This is a genomic window from Apilactobacillus sp. EABW-1NA (assembly GCF_030398685.1).
Classification (GTDB): Bacteria; Bacillota; Bacilli; order Lactobacillales; family Lactobacillaceae; genus Apilactobacillus; species Apilactobacillus waqarii.
In genome coordinates, this window is the sequence record NZ_JAPDKO010000013.1 from 1 (window position 1) to 15325 (window position 15325).

The 15325-nt window shown below is 37.5% G+C and carries 14 protein-coding genes; all 14 read right to left on the minus strand.

Translation table 11 applies throughout. The annotated features are described in order from the left end of the window. Nucleotides 1-141 precede the first annotated feature (141 nt). Nucleotides 142-1569, minus strand: coding sequence for an arginine-ornithine antiporter (gene arcD, locus OEZ61_RS04760; RefSeq protein WP_057198106.1), 1428 nt, complete (start codon nucleotides 1567-1569; stop codon nucleotides 142-144). Nucleotides 1570-1682: 113 nt separating this feature from the next. Continuing rightward, the gene (locus tag OEZ61_RS04765) at nucleotides 1683-2669 is read right to left on the minus strand and encodes an aldo/keto reductase (protein WP_034531770.1); all 987 of its coding nucleotides are present in this window, start codon (nucleotides 2667-2669) and stop codon (nucleotides 1683-1685) included. A gap of 109 nt (nucleotides 2670-2778) precedes the next feature. Next, nucleotides 2779-3735 (minus strand): ribose-phosphate pyrophosphokinase, encoded by a 957-nt coding sequence (locus OEZ61_RS04770; protein WP_041152388.1) that lies wholly within the window; start codon nucleotides 3733-3735, stop codon nucleotides 2779-2781. A gap of 68 nt (nucleotides 3736-3803) precedes the next feature. Beyond that, nucleotides 3804-6374, minus strand: coding sequence for an ATP-dependent RecD-like DNA helicase (locus OEZ61_RS04775; RefSeq protein ID WP_290047056.1), 2571 nt, complete (start codon nucleotides 6372-6374; stop codon nucleotides 3804-3806). Between the two features lie 3 nt (nucleotides 6375-6377). Then, nucleotides 6378-7091, minus strand: a complete 714-nt coding sequence (locus OEZ61_RS04780; RefSeq protein WP_290047057.1) for a tetratricopeptide repeat protein — start codon at nucleotides 7089-7091, stop codon at nucleotides 6378-6380. 16 nt (nucleotides 7092-7107) lie between these two features. Then, on the minus strand, nucleotides 7108-7764 hold the full coding sequence (locus tag OEZ61_RS04785) for a histidine phosphatase family protein (RefSeq protein ID WP_140999881.1): 657 nt from the start codon (nucleotides 7762-7764) through the stop codon (nucleotides 7108-7110). 105 nt (nucleotides 7765-7869) lie between these two features. Further along, nucleotides 7870-8997: a tRNA 2-thiouridine(34) synthase MnmA gene (gene mnmA / locus OEZ61_RS04790; RefSeq protein WP_034534459.1), complete on the minus strand. Its 1128-nt coding sequence runs from the start codon at nucleotides 8995-8997 to the stop codon at nucleotides 7870-7872. 140 nt (nucleotides 8998-9137) lie between these two features. Further along, nucleotides 9138-9476 carry a DUF1831 domain-containing protein gene (locus tag OEZ61_RS04795; RefSeq protein ID WP_160184502.1) on the minus strand — a complete coding sequence of 113 codons (339 nt, stop codon included), beginning with the start codon at nucleotides 9474-9476 and terminating at the stop codon, nucleotides 9138-9140. Nucleotide 9477: 1 nt separating this feature from the next. After that, nucleotides 9478-10632: a cysteine desulfurase family protein gene (locus OEZ61_RS04800; RefSeq protein WP_290047058.1), complete on the minus strand. Its 1155-nt coding sequence runs from the start codon at nucleotides 10630-10632 to the stop codon at nucleotides 9478-9480. An 18-nt stretch (nucleotides 10633-10650) separates the two neighbouring features. Then, entirely contained in the window at nucleotides 10651-11343 is a 693-nt protein-coding gene (locus tag OEZ61_RS04805) for a 5'-methylthioadenosine/adenosylhomocysteine nucleosidase (protein ID WP_290047059.1), read from the minus strand. Between the two features lie 10 nt (nucleotides 11344-11353). Next, entirely contained in the window at nucleotides 11354-11605 is a 252-nt protein-coding gene (locus tag OEZ61_RS04810; protein ID WP_053791871.1) for a hypothetical protein, read from the minus strand. 22 nt (nucleotides 11606-11627) lie between these two features. After that, a complete protein-coding gene (locus OEZ61_RS04815) occupies nucleotides 11628-12182 on the minus strand; it encodes an NUDIX hydrolase (RefSeq protein ID WP_034534468.1) in 555 nt (184 codons plus the stop codon). A gap of 66 nt (nucleotides 12183-12248) precedes the next feature. Continuing rightward, nucleotides 12249-12452, minus strand: coding sequence for a cold shock domain-containing protein (locus tag OEZ61_RS04820; protein ID WP_034531780.1), 204 nt, complete (start codon nucleotides 12450-12452; stop codon nucleotides 12249-12251). Between the two features lie 51 nt (nucleotides 12453-12503). Continuing rightward, on the minus strand, nucleotides 12504-15302 hold the full coding sequence (ileS, locus tag OEZ61_RS04825; protein WP_290047060.1) for an isoleucine--tRNA ligase: 2799 nt from the start codon (nucleotides 15300-15302) through the stop codon (nucleotides 12504-12506). Nucleotides 15303-15325: the final 23 nt, after the last annotated feature.

Below are 15325 nucleotides of genomic sequence, written 5' to 3' on the forward strand. Positions count from 1 at the left end.
TTCATATGAATATCTATTATTAGCCATACAAAAAACACCTCCGAATTATGTTATTTTATCAAATTAAAATAATCATTTTATCGAAAGTGCTTTTATTTATCTGTTCAATATTATAACTTCAGTTCCTTAATCACTCTTTTTTTATATGGTAATTCCACCAGTGACTAGTTCGTAAATCGCAATTACGGCTAAAATAACCAATGCTATCGCTAATAATCTTTCTAGTTTGGTAAAAATATGATCTTTTTTATTATCGACCTTTTGTAAGTAACAATAAGCTGGTAGCCCTGCCGCAAACAATATTGTGGTCAATAGAATGTAGTTTAATCCAGCTGCATAAATCAACCAAATGGAATATGCACTAGCAATAATTCCAAGAATTAAATTACGTCTACGGTCGCTAGCACCCTTATCAAGGTATGAATACTTAACTTGGTATAATGCTGAGAATGCATAAGGAATTAGCACCGCTGAACTTGAAATTGATAAGAACAAGTTATAAGCACTTGATGCTAGGAAGAATGAAACCATGAATAATTCAACTAAAACGTTAGTAAAGATTAGTGAATTAACGGGAGTTCCATTCTTGTTTTCCTTAGCAAAGAATTTTGGAAATGACCCAACTTTTGCAGCTTCATAAGGCACTTCCGCAGCAAACATTGTCCATGATAACCATGCACCCAATACGGCGATGATTAAACCAATGTTTACGATGATAGCACCCCACTTACCCATAACGTGTTGTAATAAATCGGCCATGGCTGGTTGACCTAATTGTGATAATTGAGCTTGGTGCATAACACCAAATGAAAGTAGTGTTACCAACATGTAAATCATGGTTACGGCAATAATTCCAAGAACGGTTGCTCTACCAATATCTTTTCGCTTCTTAGCGTATCCTGAGAAGATTACTGCTCCTTCGATACCTGAGAATACGAAAACTGTAACTAGCATTGTACTCTTAACTTGTCCCAACACATCTGAGAAGTTAAATGGTTTACCATGCATTAGCCAGAAGTCGCTAGTAAATACGTTTAGTTTAAATGCAGTAATCATAATAACGATAAACAAGAAGATTGGAATCAACTTGATAATAGTAATAATTGTGTTAATAAATGATGCTGAATGAATTCCCCTTAACACAAGGAAGTGGCCACCCCATAGAATAATGGTAGCAGCAATAAATGATACCAAGTTATGACCGTTATCAAAGATTGGGAAAAAGTAAGTTAGTGAACTCATCAATAGAGTCGCATAACTAATGTTTCCTAACCAAACTGATAACCAGTATCCCCATGCGGAGTTAAACCCGATATAGTGACCAAATCCAGCATCAGCGAAACTGTAAATTCCAGCTTGTAAATCTGGTCGTTTGTTAGTTAAATTTTGAAATGTGAATGCTAGACAAAGCATCCCAATGGCTGTGATAACCCAACCAACTATCACTGACCCAACACCAGCTTGTGATGCCATGTCGTGCATAAGGTTGAAGATTCCTCCACCAATGATTGAACCAATAACTAAACCAATTAGTTCCGTTAAATTCAGCTTTTTAGCGGAATCATTCATTCTATCTCTCCTTTTTTAAACGATTGAAAACAATTTACTATTATAACGCATTTAAACCATGTTTGTCATATAAAAAAAGGAGCAGTCATAAAAGACTGCTCCTTTTTTAAAAATTATTTTTTCAAAATTTCGTTGATACGTGTTAATTCATCTTCGGTGAAGTCTAGGTTATCTAAAGCCTTTAGGTTTGAATCTAAATGCTTAGGATCAGATGCACCAGTAACAACACTTGTTACCACTGGGTCATGTAATAACCAAGCTAAACTCATTTGAGCTAGTGTTTGGTCTCTGTTCTTAGCCAATTCATTTAATTGGTTTAGACGTTTTACAACTTCATCCTTATTTTCCATCATGAAACTGTTAGTAAAGTGAAGTTTCAAGTCATCAGGTAATCCGTTTAGATACTTATCAGTTAGGATTCCTTCAGCTAATGGACCGTAAGCAACTAAACCGTCGTTATTTTCTTTTAATGCATCGATAGTACCGTCTGTTTCAGCAGAACGGTTTAACATATTGTATGATGCTTGGTTAACAACAAATGGTGTGTGTAGTTCCTTGAAGTACTTAATGATTTCACGGGTTTGTTCACCATTGTAGTTAGAGATACCAACATATAATGCTTTACCAGATCTAACAGTGCTGTCCAATGCTTCGGCGGTTTCTTCTAGACTAGTGTTTGGGTCAAAACGATGGCTGTAGTAGATATCTACGTAGTCTAGACCCATTCTTTCTAGTGATCTGTCCAATGCGGCAATCAAAGTCTTTCTAGCTGAGAATGAACCGTATGGTCCAGGCCACATGTGGTAACCAGCCTTAGTAGTAATCACTAGTTCATCACGGTAGGGCTTCAAGTCATTCTTGTAGACTTGACCAAACATTCTTTCAGCTGCTCCTGAACCAGGACCATAGTTATTTGCTAAATCATAACTAAAGATTCCTTTATCAAAAGCATTTAGCATTACTTCGCGACTGTCTTTAAAGTTGGCGTCGTCACCGAAGCTATGCCACATTCCAAATGATAATGCGGGTAATTGTAGACCGGAGTTTCCAGCTCTTCTGATTTTCATATTATCGTATCGTTCATCTGAAGCTTTATACATTTTAAACACCTCAATTTTCATAATACTACATCTATATTCTAAATTTTATTGGCCCTCAAAGCAAGAAAACAAGCAAACAAAAAAGCCCACCCAATCATGGGTGAACTTCTTATCTAAATAATTTACCAACAGATTTGTTGTTATGAATACGCAAGATTGCCTTACCCATTAAATCTGCTACAGACACAATGTCCAATTTATCAATTTTCTTTTCGTCGCTAATGTAAACTGAATCGGATACAATCACCTTTTTGATTGGTGATTCTTCGATGCGTTTAATAGCATCCCCAGCAAAGATACCGTGTGTAGTAACAAGGTATACTGCCGAAGCACCGTTCTTAGCTAAAACATTTGCTGCCTTTACAGCACGTGAAGCAGTGTCAATCATGTCATCAGCCACAATAGCCACCTTGTCCTTAACATCGCCAATGATGAATGTTGGAATGTGCGCATCGTTTTCAGGATCTCTGTTATCAATAATTGCAATTGGTGCATCAATTAATCCTGCAAAACCTCTGGCTCTTCCTACTCCACCATGATCAGGTGAAACGACAACGGCGTTATCTAAATCGTAGTTTTCTAACATGTGCTTAGCCATTAGCTTATCAGCCTTTAGGTTATCAACTGGTTTGTTGAAGAAACCTTGGATTTGAGCAGCGTGTAAATCAAGGGTTAACACACGGTCAATTCCCGCTCTTTCTAATACACGTGCGATTAATTTGGCAATGATTGCCTTTCTTTCACGCTTCTTAGCAGAGTGTCTAGCATAACCATAATATGGAATAATCACATTAATAGATTTTGCACTAGTCCTTCTAACAGCATCAATCATGATGAATAGTTCCATGATATTATCGTTAATTGGTTCACTTAGTGATTGAATGATGTATACGGCATCCCCACGGATACTTTCATCAATTTTAATTTGAATTTCGCCATCACTAAAACGATTAATTGTTGCTTCACCAAGCTTAAGTCCACAAGTTTGGGCAATCTTTTCTGCTAACGGTCTGTTAGAACTTAAGGAAAAGATTTTCATATTTTTATTATCCATTGACTCCACCATGAAAGTGCTCCTCTCGAGTTCTTTTAATGCTTAAATTTTACCACAAAAACTGCAAATTGATATAACAATTATGGTTTGATTCCGTGCATCCCAATCATCGGATCAACCTGATTCAATAAAATCATGTCCTTAGTTAAGCGATATGATTTAGGTTTATCATCGAAGGTTGCTTCCTCAAAAGGCGATTCCTCATCCTCTTCAGTTGCAACATCATTTTGTGTAGTATCTGAAACTGAAGCAGATTTTGATTCTTCAACCGGTTTATTATCAACAGGTGCTTGTGCCTTCTTTTCTTCAGCAACTTCTTTAACGATATTACTTTGGTCGTTAACAGATGTTGTAACTGGTTTAACTTCTCCATCCAATAATGATTGGATTCTTTGCATCAAACTAGTATTTCTGTTGTCAGATTCACTTTGTGCACATGATAGGAATGAGTTATAATCCCCAATCATAATCAAAGTATCACTGGCACGAGTAATCGCTGTGTACAACAAGTTCTTTTTCAACATCTTGGTAAATTGCGGAACAATTGGCAAGATGACCATCTTGAATTCACTACCTTGGGCCTTATGAATGGTTGTACAGTAAGCCAAAGTGATTTGAATCCAATCTTTACGTTGATAAGTTACCTCGCTTTGATCGAAGGCAACGGTTATCTTATCTAAGCTTTGCTTACTACCTTTTTCAATATCGATAATTTGACCAATATCACCGTTGAAAACATTATCCTCGGGACTATTTACCAATTGTAAAATCTTGTCGCCGAGACGGTAATGAATGCCGCGATATTCTACCTGGTTATCGGTATTGTTAGGATTCATAATTTGTTGGATGACTTCGTTTAAATGATTAACCCCAGCATTACCACGATACATTGGTGATAATACTTGAATATCAGTTGCACTGAAGCCCTTTTGCTTAGCGCGTTTGACAATTTGTTCGATTACGGAACTCATTTGGTTAGCGTTACATGGAATAAAACTACGGTCTGATTGTTTATCGTTAAAGTCATCAGGTAGTTTTCCTTGTTGAATACTGTGAGCTAACGGAATGATGGTTGAGTTGCTATCTTGACGATAAATAGTTGTCAATTGCATGCTATCAATTCGTTTCGAATTCAATAAATCAGTGAAGACCTGACCAGGTCCAACTGATGGTAATTGATCCTTATCACCAACAAACACAACCTTCATTTGGTTTGGAATAGCACGTACCAACGCTCTGAATAGGAATGTATCAACCATTGACATTTCATCAACGATTAACAAGCCACCCTCAATGTCTTGAGTCCCTTCATCACTATCTTCATATCCGTTTAATCCAAGTAAACGGTGAATGGTACTGGCAGGAATTCCTGTAGTTTCCTGCATTCTCTTGGCAGCTCGCCCGGTTGGTGCTGCTAAAAGAATTGGAAATTCACGTTCCTTGTACTTGTTAATATCCAAAGATAGGTCGTTTAAATAAGCGTACAAGTAAATGATTCCCTTGATGATGGTGGTCTTCCCGGTTCCTGGACCACCGGTTAGTAGGAACATTTGTGACTTGATGGCTTGTTTTAACGCATTGGTTTGTGATTCGTCATAGCTAATATTTAGTTTCTTTTCGATTAAACGAATCTTCTTATCAATTGTCTTGTCATCAAATTTCTTAACAACTGGGTTCTTGATAATTCGACTGATGTGTTCGGCAATGCGCCATTCATCATCATATAATTCCTTTAAATAAACACGGTCCTCTTCACCAACAATCTTTTGGTTCTTGGCTAGCTCTAAAAATTGCGCGGATAAGTCTTCGCCACTAACTGGTTCAGCATTACCGTTATTCAATAATTTTAGCGTTTCTTCGAGGATTGGACCGGTTTGAGTGTAAGTATCCCCATTACGTAAAGAAAGCGTCTTAAGGGCTGAAATTAGCCCCGCACGAATTCTTCCAGGATTGTTTGCAGACATCCCCATTTGTTTGGCAATATCGTCAGCCTTTTTAAAACCAACTCCGTCGATATCTTCAACCAACTTGTATGGGTTTTCTTGGATTACCTTTAGGGTATCCCCCTTGTACTTGTTATAGATTGCAGAAGATAGACTGCTCCCAAATCCATAACTGTTTAATCCAATAATCACCTGTTCCATCCCATTGTTCTTGTTCAATGTTTCTAACACAGTTGATTTTTGTTTATCGGATAATCCGGCTCGATCCAACAATGAGTTGTTTTCCAACACGTCTGAAATTAGATTGGTGCCTAAAGCATCCACCATTCGTTTAGCGGTTTGCTTACCAACTCCCGGAAAATTGTCACCGGATAAGTATTCGACTAGTCCCTCTTTAGACGTTGGGACCGTACTTTGATAGTTATCTGATTTGAATTGCTTTCCGTACTTTGGGTGATCGACTAATTCACCATAAAATTGATATTCGCTTTCTTCAGCAATATCCGCAAAATTACCAGTAATTACAATTTCATCTTCATGCCAATCTGAAATATTTGTTTCGAAAATTTTTACCAATAGCACCTTAAAGAAGCTATCGGGACTTTCAAAGAAAGTAGCCGCAACTTTACCTTTTATAAATAGCTCTTGATTGTCTTCAATATGTTCGTCATTGTCGTCTACTGAGAACAAATTCATTGATTCTGCCACGGCTTATCTCCCCTTATTTTTTACTTGAATAAACTTTTCAATATCTGCTAGACGCTTTTGTCCCTTTTCAAAGTAATTAGGATCTTCTCGTTTAGCGGTTTCAAAGTATTGGTTAAAGTCTTCTTCCAATACCATTGCGACGATTCCACGATCAAAGTTAGCCTTGCCATCTTTTGGTTTAGCTTGTAGGACCTTGTCATAGAATTCTGCTGCTTCACTGAAGTTTCCTAAAGCTAATAAACTACTTGCTAGTAGGTAGTTTATTTCTGGGTCTTGTCTTCTAAAACCTTGTGCGGTTAAAGCAAATACGACCGCCTTTTTGTAATCTTCTTTGGCCATGTAACTTTGTGCCAACATGATGTAGGCATCGGTCTTCATGTCACCATCGGATAGGTTATTGAATTGTTCAATCGCCTTGTCGTATTCACCGGCTGCATAGTAGACATTTCCTAGTCCATATACCAAGGTTTCTTTGGCTTTCTTACTTCTGTCAGCGAATAGACCTAAGGCTTTCATCATTAGTTCTTCGGCTTGGGTGTAGTTATGTAATTGAACTAAAAAGCTTCCTAAGTCGTAGTAGGTACGGTAATCATCTGGATGATTATCAATATCTTCAACTAATTTATGAAGAGTTTCATCGGCCTTTTTTTGTTGTTCTTCGCGTTTCTTTTCAACAGCTTGTTGCTTTTCTTTAATTTCTTCAGACTTTTGATCCATTTTAATCACCTACATATTAAATTACGTCAGTTTTATCAGCTTTCTTTGTAAGATATTCAGTATTGTTCCAACTTACTAGTTCAAATGACTTTCCGCCATCAGTTGTTTCTAGAATAGTTGTACTAGTGTTTGCTAGGCCACCGCGTTTTCTTAAATCCTTAATCTCAACACCCAAAAGTGAATTGATTAGTGCGTTTAAGGCAGCACCGTGGCTGAAAATAATCACGTTATCTTCATCATCGTTTTCATTTACAACACGTTTTATAGCATACTGCATTCTGCTAATTACGTCATTAAAACTCTCTCCACCAATTTCGTCGGCATCGTATTTTTCTGGATGATTTCTGAAATTGTCAAAACTTTCTGGAAATTGTTTTTTAACATCGTCAAACTTTTGGCCTTCCATCTTACCTAAATGAAACTCTTCGAATCTGTTCCATAGGCTCAATTGAGGTTTTCGATGGAAATGTTGAATAACACGGTAAGCGGTAATACGAGCACGCTTAATTGGACTGGAATAAGCATGACTAAACTTAACATCTTTTAGGTACTCACCTAATTGATCCATTTGTTTATAGCTTTCCGGCAACAATTCGGAGTCTCCTCCAGCGCCTTGGTATCTGCTTTCTAGATTCCATTCAGTTTTTCCATGTCTTACAAAGTAAAGTTTCACTTTTATCCCTCGTTCATTTTGATTTATATATATTATCTCAATTTATGCGGATAAATTCAAAGTTTATATAAAAAAAGATGCTTAATGAATAAGCATCTTTTGGTTTTAAATGTATTGTAATTCTTTATCGTCTTGGTATGCTGCATCGATAATTGCTGAACCTAGACATTCATCACCATCGTAGAATACAACGGCTTGTCCTGGTGTAACGGCTCTTGCAGGATCATCAAAATCAACACGTAGTGACTTACCATCATCGTTTAGATGAACAGTTACGCCAACGTCTTTTTGACGATATCTGAATTGAGCTGTACAACGGAAGTCGTTGCCACGATCAGCAATGTCATTAATCCAGAAAATATCTGAAGCTTCTAGGTAATCTGCGTATAGGTGCTTGTTTTCATAGCCCTTACCAACATACAAGATGTTCTTTGAAAGGTCTTTTCCAACTACGAACCATGGGCGGTTATCTTTACCGTCTCCACCGATTCCTAATCCCTTACGTTGACCAATTGTGTAATACATTAGGCCATCATGGTTACCCTTTTCTTCACCATCAAAAGTCATCATTTTACCAGGAGTTGCTGGTAAGTAGTTACTTAAGAATGACTTGAAGTTCTTTTCACCGATGAAACAGATTCCCATTGAATCCTTCTTTTCAGCAGTGGCTAGACCAGCTTCTTTTGCAATTTCACGAACCTTAGGCTTTGGCATGTCACCTAGTGGGAACATAACGCGGTCTAATTGTTCTGCGGATAATTGACTTAAGAAATAAGTTTGGTCCTTGTTGTCGTCGCTTCCGCGAAGCAAGTGGTTGTGACCATCTGCATCACGTTGCAAACGAGCATAGTGACCAGTAGCGATGTAGTCTGCACCTAAATCTAAGGCGTAGTCTAAAAACGCTCTGAACTTAATTTCCTTGTTACAAATAACATCGGGATCTGGAGTTCTACCTTTTTTGTATTCATTCAAGAAATAAGTGAAAACGCGATCCCAATATTCTTTTTCAAAATTAACAGAGTAGTAAGGTATTCCGATTTCTGAGGCAACTTTGGCTACGTCCTTGTAGTCTTCTGTTGCGGTACAAACACCGTTTTCGTCAGTGTCGTCCCAGTTCTTCATAAATACACCTACAACGTCATATCCTTGTTGCTTCAAAAGGTAGGCGGTAACGGATGAATCCACTCCACCTGACATTCCGACAACAACACGGGTATTACTATTGTCTGCCATTTAAAATCACCATCATTTCTTTTAGATTCTTAGAATCTACGATTTGAAGGTCGTATATTCCATAAAAAATATAATAACCCATTTAATGCACCAATTGCAATGAAGATGCAAAAAAGAGGGCTATTAAGCCCTCTTTTTAATTATTTTCTCACGAAAACTTTTCTTTCCACAAAGTTATCCATAAAGAAATTGAATTGTTCAACTAATGCATCAGCATTTTTGTTGGTAAAAATATTAACCTTATTTAAACCATTTGCAGTAATGGTGCTCATCTTGAATGTTTTTAAATCACTCTTAAAAACAATCTTTAACTTGATACCATTGTAAGGATCTTCAGGATCTAATGTTCTTTCAAATTGAAAATTACCAGCATTAGTCTTTACAAAACCCATGTCAGATAGTGTGAATTTTTTGATTTCAGGACTAACTGCGTATGTTTTAGAATCACCTTGTAATTGATTTACTGTTTCAAAAGCCATATTAGTCAACCTTCTTTATTCTCTTAATTACCTTTACTAATGCAGTGGTAAAGGCATCGATTTCTGAATTTGTTGTGAATTTACCGAAACTAATTCGAATTGATTGAGATGAACGATTGGTATCATTACCAAACATTGCCATCAAAACGTGTGATGGTTCAATGTTTCCAGCGGTACATGCTGAACCAGCTGAAATCGCAATTCCTTCCAAGTCCAAATTAGCCAAAATGATGTCTGAAGCAATGCCCTTAATCCAAATGTTAAATACATGTTGGACCGGGTTGTCTTCGACAGTTCCGTTAACAACGAAATCAATATTATTATCATTTAAAGCATCAATGATTTGATGTTTGAATCCATAATAACGATCGTGTAGTTCGTGCTTTAATTCAGGTGTAATTTGAGAAACCGCGGTCGCAAATCCGGAGATTGCAGGAATGTTTTCTGTTCCGGCACGACGCTTCTTTTCTTGGTCTCCACCTTTTACAAAACTTGGAAAATCTACCCCAGTTCGTCTGTATAAGAAACCAGTCATCTTAGGACCATTAATCTTATGAGCAGATGTTGATAGTAAATCAATGTAATCATCATTTACATCAATATCTAACAATCCATAAGCTTGAACGGCATCGGTATGGAACCATGCCTGGTGGTACTTTAAGATTTCACCAATTTCGTGAATTGGCATGTGAGAACCAACCTCATTGTTAGCAGTCATGATGGTTACCAAGATGGTATCATCGTCTAATGCATCCTTGAAGTCGTCTAAACTAATTACCCCAGTTTCATCAACTGGTAGGTAAGTTACTCTAAAACCTTGTTCTTCAAGATAAGCAAGTGGCTTTAACACTGCTTCGTGTTCAATGGCAGTTGTAATAATATGGTTTCCTAAATTCTTTCTTGCTTCAGCAGTTTGAAGAATCGCGGTATTATCACTTTCACTACCACCACTTGTAAAAATAATTTCGTCTGGCTTCGCATTAATACTGTTGGCGATAATGTCTCTACTATCTTCCAATACGGTATGAGCCTTTCTACCGATGCTGTACAAGGTAGAAGCGTTACCGTAAACGTTTTGCATCTTATCGTACATGTCATCCAAAACGTTTTTATCCATTGGAGTGGTAGCGGCATTATCTAAGTAGATTTCAGTCAAGTATACCTAAACCCCCTTCTATTTTTGATTTGCGAATAAGTCTAATAACATTTGAGCAGATTTCTTACCTGCATCAATGATGAATTCGTCAAAGCTACGATCAGCGTCACCGTTGGCGTTGTCTGACATTGCTCTAACTACAACGTATGGGATATCAAATTGGTTAGCAACTTGTCCCACAGCTGCACCTTCCATTTCACATGAAAGTGCGTCTGGGAAGTTCTTTAAAATGTTATCAATCACTGCTTGGTCGGCAACGAATTGATCACCTGTAACGATTAATCCCTTTTGAACGTTTAAACCAACTTCCTTAGAAGCTTCAGTAATTTCTTTTACCCATTTTTCTGAAGCTTTGAATCTTGCTGGTTGACCTGGTAATTGGCCGTATTCGTATCCAGCAGCTCTAGCATCAACATCGTGGTATGCAGTTTCAGTTGAAACAACAACATCACCGACAGCTAGGCCTTGGCCAATTCCACCAGCTGAACCTGAGTTGATAACGATATCAACATCAAAGCTAGTAATTAATTGAGCCGTTGTTAAACCTGCTTCAACTTTACCAATTCCTGAACGAACAAGAACAACTTCTTGTCCAGAAATGTTACCTTCGTAGAAAGTCATTTCTTTGATGTCCACTTTCTTAGTGTCGTCTAAGTTATCTAGCAATGATTTGATTTCTTCGTCCATTGCACATATAATTCCAAATTTCATAAATATCTCCTTAAGGATTAACGTAGATTAGTATTAAGTAAACGACAATGATTGCAAGTATTAAAAATGCAATAGCCCAGTTAAGTCTTCTACCTAAACGTTTTGTCTTTTGTTCGGTTGTCATTGCATGAGCCTTACCCTTTTTTTCTTCGGGTCTAATTCTCTTCAATGAAGGTTGCTCAACTGGTTCGTCTCTTTTTATAAAATCATCGTCAATAGAATTTCTTTTTTGACTATTTTGATACTCTTTTCTAGTTATCATATTGGACTTTCTCCTTTATTAATTAAAGACCAATCTTGTCATGTAACTTCCAATAATAAATAGCAGTAATTGTCTTAGCATCCTCGATTTCGCCACTTTCAATCATTGCCATGGCTTCATCAAGTGAGTATTCCTTAATTCTCAAGTATTCACCTTGATCTCTTGGTAATTCATCTTCAACTGGTTCTAGATCAGTTGCCAAGTATAGATCCATATATTCGTCACAAAATCCAACACTTGAATAAAATCCGGTGATTCGTTTGATGTTGTTAGCCTTGTATCTAGTTTCTTCGTTCAACTCACGAACTACAGTGTCCAAGGCAGTGCCATGGTCTCTACTATCAACTTTACCGGCAGGAATCTCGATTGTTTCTTTAGCAACAGGAGCTCTCCATTGGGTTTCTAATAACATCTTGTTGTTCTTAGTTAAGACTAAAATACCAACGGCATTGGAATGATGAACAACATCTCTAGTTGATGTTTCACCATTTGGCAATTCAACTGTTTGTTTTTCAACGTTGATAATTGCGCCATCGTACTTAGGCTCAACACCTAGTACCTTTTCCTCTAAATCCATAATATCAGCCCTTTTTTAGTTATATATTCATTCTATATATATTTAATTATTTTTTCAATGGACTGACTAATCAATTACACGAATTTTGACAGCTTGTGGTCCCTTCATGCCTTGTGCAATTTGGTATTCCACTTGTTGACCAATTTCAATTTCATTTCTAGTCTTGTTTTCGACCGCTGAGCCATGGAAGAAGACCTTGTTCTTGTCTTCGCCCTTTAGAAACCCAAAATCGTGATCCGGGTTAAAATTATTTACTTTACCTTTAATCATATTATTTCTCCTTAAAAATAAAAAACTGGGATAATCCCAGTTTTTTATCGATTATTCTTCGAATCCTTCAGTAGATGTTTCTGGGAAGTTATCACGAACAATCTTAGCACAACGTGCACAGAATTGTGGATAATCTGCATCAGAACCAACATCTGTAGAGATTAGACGACAACGTTCACAAGTGTCACCTTCAGCATGTTCAACCACGATTGAAACACCGTCGTTAAAGCTTTGTGCATCACTTGGAGCATCAGCTAAATCTTTAACTTCTAGTTGTGAAACCATCAAGATTTGACCAACATTTGTGTGTAGGTTATCTAGTAATGATTTTACTTCATCATTTACAAATAATGATAGTTTAGCTTCTGAAGCCTTACCAATTAGCTTGTTATTTCTAGCTTCTTCCAATGCCTTTAATACGTCATCTCTGACTTCCATGAACTTGTGCCAGTTTGATGAAAGTTCATCTGCACCAGGTAAGTCCATTGGTTCTGGCATTTCTGATAGTTGAACGAATTCTTCTTTTTCAGATAGGAATGGCCAGATTTCTTCAGCAGTGTGAGGAAGAATTGGTGTAATTAATTTAGTAATTGCAACAGCTGCATTGTATAGAACTGTTTGCATTGATCTTCTTTCCGCACTATCTTCAGCATAGATGTATAGGATATCCTTAGCGAAGTCTAGGTAGAAAGCTGAAAGATCAGCATTGATGAATGAAAGTAGACGACGGTTTAGACTTAAGAAGTCAAAGTTGTCGTAGTCTGCCTTAATGTCTTTTACGAAGTTGTTTAACTTAACCATCATGTATTGGTCAGCTGACTTCATGTCTGCAAAATCAACACTGTTTTCCTTAGGATCAAAGTCAGAAGTGTTGGCAAGCATGTATCTCATGGTATTTCTAATCTTCTTGTATGAGTCAGAAATCTTAACAAAGTTTTCCATTGATACACGAACATCGGCAGAAGTATCTACAGAAGTTACCCATAGACGAACGATTTCTGCACCCATCTTCTTAATAACTTCATCAGGAGCAATTGTGTTACCAAGTGATTTACTCATCTTGTGACCTTCACCATCAAGAGTGAATCCTTGTGATAATAATTGCTTGTATGGAGCCTTACCGCTAAATGCAACACTAGTAATTAAACTTGAGTTGAACCATCCACGGTATTGGTCAGAACCTTCTAGGTATAGGTCTGCAGGGTATGTTAGGTAATCACGTTCGGCACAAACACCTTGGTGTGATGAACCTGAGTCAAACCATACATCCATGATGTCGTTTTCCTTAGTAAACTTACCATTTGGTGAATGTTCACTAGTGAATCCTTCTGGTAATAGGTCCTTAGCTTCTTTTTCGAACCAAATGTCTGAACCATGTTTTGCAAATAAGTCTGCAACGTGGTCAGTAGTTTCTTTAGTGATGATAGGAGTACCATCTTCACCGTAGAAGATTGGTAGTGGAACACCCCAAACACGTTGTCTTGAGATTACCCAGTCACCACGATCTTTAATCATGTTGTATAGACGTTTCTTACCCCATTCAGGTTTGAATTGAACGTCTTCGATGGCATTTAGAATGTCATCTCTAATCTTATCAACAGAAGCAAACCATTGATCAGTAGCACGGTAAATGACCGGCTTCTTAGTTCTCCAGTCAAATGGGTAACTATGAGTGATTGGTTGGTACTTCAATAATAAGTTCTTTTCTTTTAACTTGTTTAATGAAATTTCGTTTGCATCATCGTAGAAGACACCTTCGAAATCTGGACCAGCTTCCTTAGTTAGGTAACCTTGTGCGTCAACATCAACAAAGATGTCTAAGCCGTATGATTTACCAACGTAGTAGTCATCTTCCCCAAAACCAGGAGCAGTATGAACTAAACCAGTACCAGTATCGATAGTAACGAAATCACCTAGCATGGTTAATAGTTGTCTGTCCATAAATGGATGTTGAGCTAATACACCTTCTAGTTCTTGACCTCTTACCGTCTTTACGATTTCGTAGTCTTCCCAACCGAATAATTCGGCATCTTTTTCAACTAATTCTGCAGCTAAAACAAACTTACGATCATCGTTAGCTGGTTTAACAACTGCGTAGTCGAAACCGGCATCAATTGTGATACCCATTGAAGCAGGAATGGTCCATGGAGTAGTAGTCCATACAACCATGTATGTGTTATCTTCGTCTAAAACACCTTTACCATCGACAACCTTTTCAGCGTAGAAAGCTGAAGGTGATTCGATATCGTGGTATTCAACTTCGGCTTCAGCTAGAGCTGATTCTGAAGACCATGACCAGATAACTGGTTTCTTACCACGGTAGATTAGACCCTTTTCAGCCATCTTACCGAATACACGAATTTCAGCGGCTTCAAATTCAGGCTTTAGAGTTAGGTATGGGTTGTCCCATTCACCAGTAACTCCTAGACGTTTGAAACCTTCTCTTTGACGATCAACTTGCTTCAAAGCATATTCATGACAAAGTTTTCTGAATTCGTTAGTATCCATTTTCTTTCTGTCATATCCAGCTTGAGTAAGCTTTTGTTCGATTGGTAAACCGTGAGTATCCCAACCTGGAACGTAAGGTGCTCTAAATCCGTTCATTGACTTGTATCTTACGATAAAGTCCTTTGAAATCTTGTTTAAAGCGTGTCCCATATGAATGTCACCATTAGCATATGGAGGTCCATCATGAAGTACGAATGATGGTTTTCCTTCGTTTAGTTTTTGTCTCATTTGGTAGACGTGATTGTCTTCCCATACTTTTTGTCTTTCAACTTCTTTAACAGGTAAGTTTCCACGCATCTTAAACTTGGTCTTACCTAGGTTCAAAGTATCTTTTACACGCATAACACACACTCCCTTTTCAAATT

What these genes read in the sequence shown, in the direction of transcription:
- arcD (WP_057198106.1), bottom strand. Translation starts at nt 1,569, where the DNA reads ATGAATGATTCCGCTAAAAAGCTGAATTTAACGGAACTAATTGGTTTA.
- OEZ61_RS04765 (WP_034531770.1), bottom strand. Translation starts at nt 2,669, where the DNA reads ATGTATAAAGCTTCAGATGAACGATACGATAATATGAAAATCAGAAGA.
- OEZ61_RS04770 (WP_041152388.1), bottom strand. Translation starts at nt 3,735, where the DNA reads ATGGTGGAGTCAATGGATAATAAAAATATGAAAATCTTTTCCTTAAGT.
- OEZ61_RS04780 (WP_290047057.1), bottom strand. Translation starts at nt 7,091, where the DNA reads ATGGATCAAAAGTCTGAAGAAATTAAAGAAAAGCAACAAGCTGTTGAA.
- mnmA (WP_034534459.1), bottom strand. Translation starts at nt 8,997, where the DNA reads ATGGCAGACAATAGTAATACCCGTGTTGTTGTCGGAATGTCAGGTGGA.
- OEZ61_RS04795 (WP_160184502.1), bottom strand. Translation starts at nt 9,476, where the DNA reads ATGGCTTTTGAAACAGTAAATCAATTACAAGGTGATTCTAAAACATAC.
- OEZ61_RS04805 (WP_290047059.1), bottom strand. Translation starts at nt 11,343, where the DNA reads ATGAAATTTGGAATTATATGTGCAATGGACGAAGAAATCAAATCATTG.
- OEZ61_RS04810 (WP_053791871.1), bottom strand. Translation starts at nt 11,605, where the DNA reads ATGATAACTAGAAAAGAGTATCAAAATAGTCAAAAAAGAAATTCTATT.
- OEZ61_RS04815 (WP_034534468.1), bottom strand. Translation starts at nt 12,182, where the DNA reads ATGGATTTAGAGGAAAAGGTACTAGGTGTTGAGCCTAAGTACGATGGC.
- OEZ61_RS04820 (WP_034531780.1), bottom strand. Translation starts at nt 12,452, where the DNA reads ATGATTAAAGGTAAAGTAAATAATTTTAACCCGGATCACGATTTTGGG.
- ileS (WP_290047060.1), bottom strand. Translation starts at nt 15,302, where the DNA reads ATGCGTGTAAAAGATACTTTGAACCTAGGTAAGACCAAGTTTAAGATG.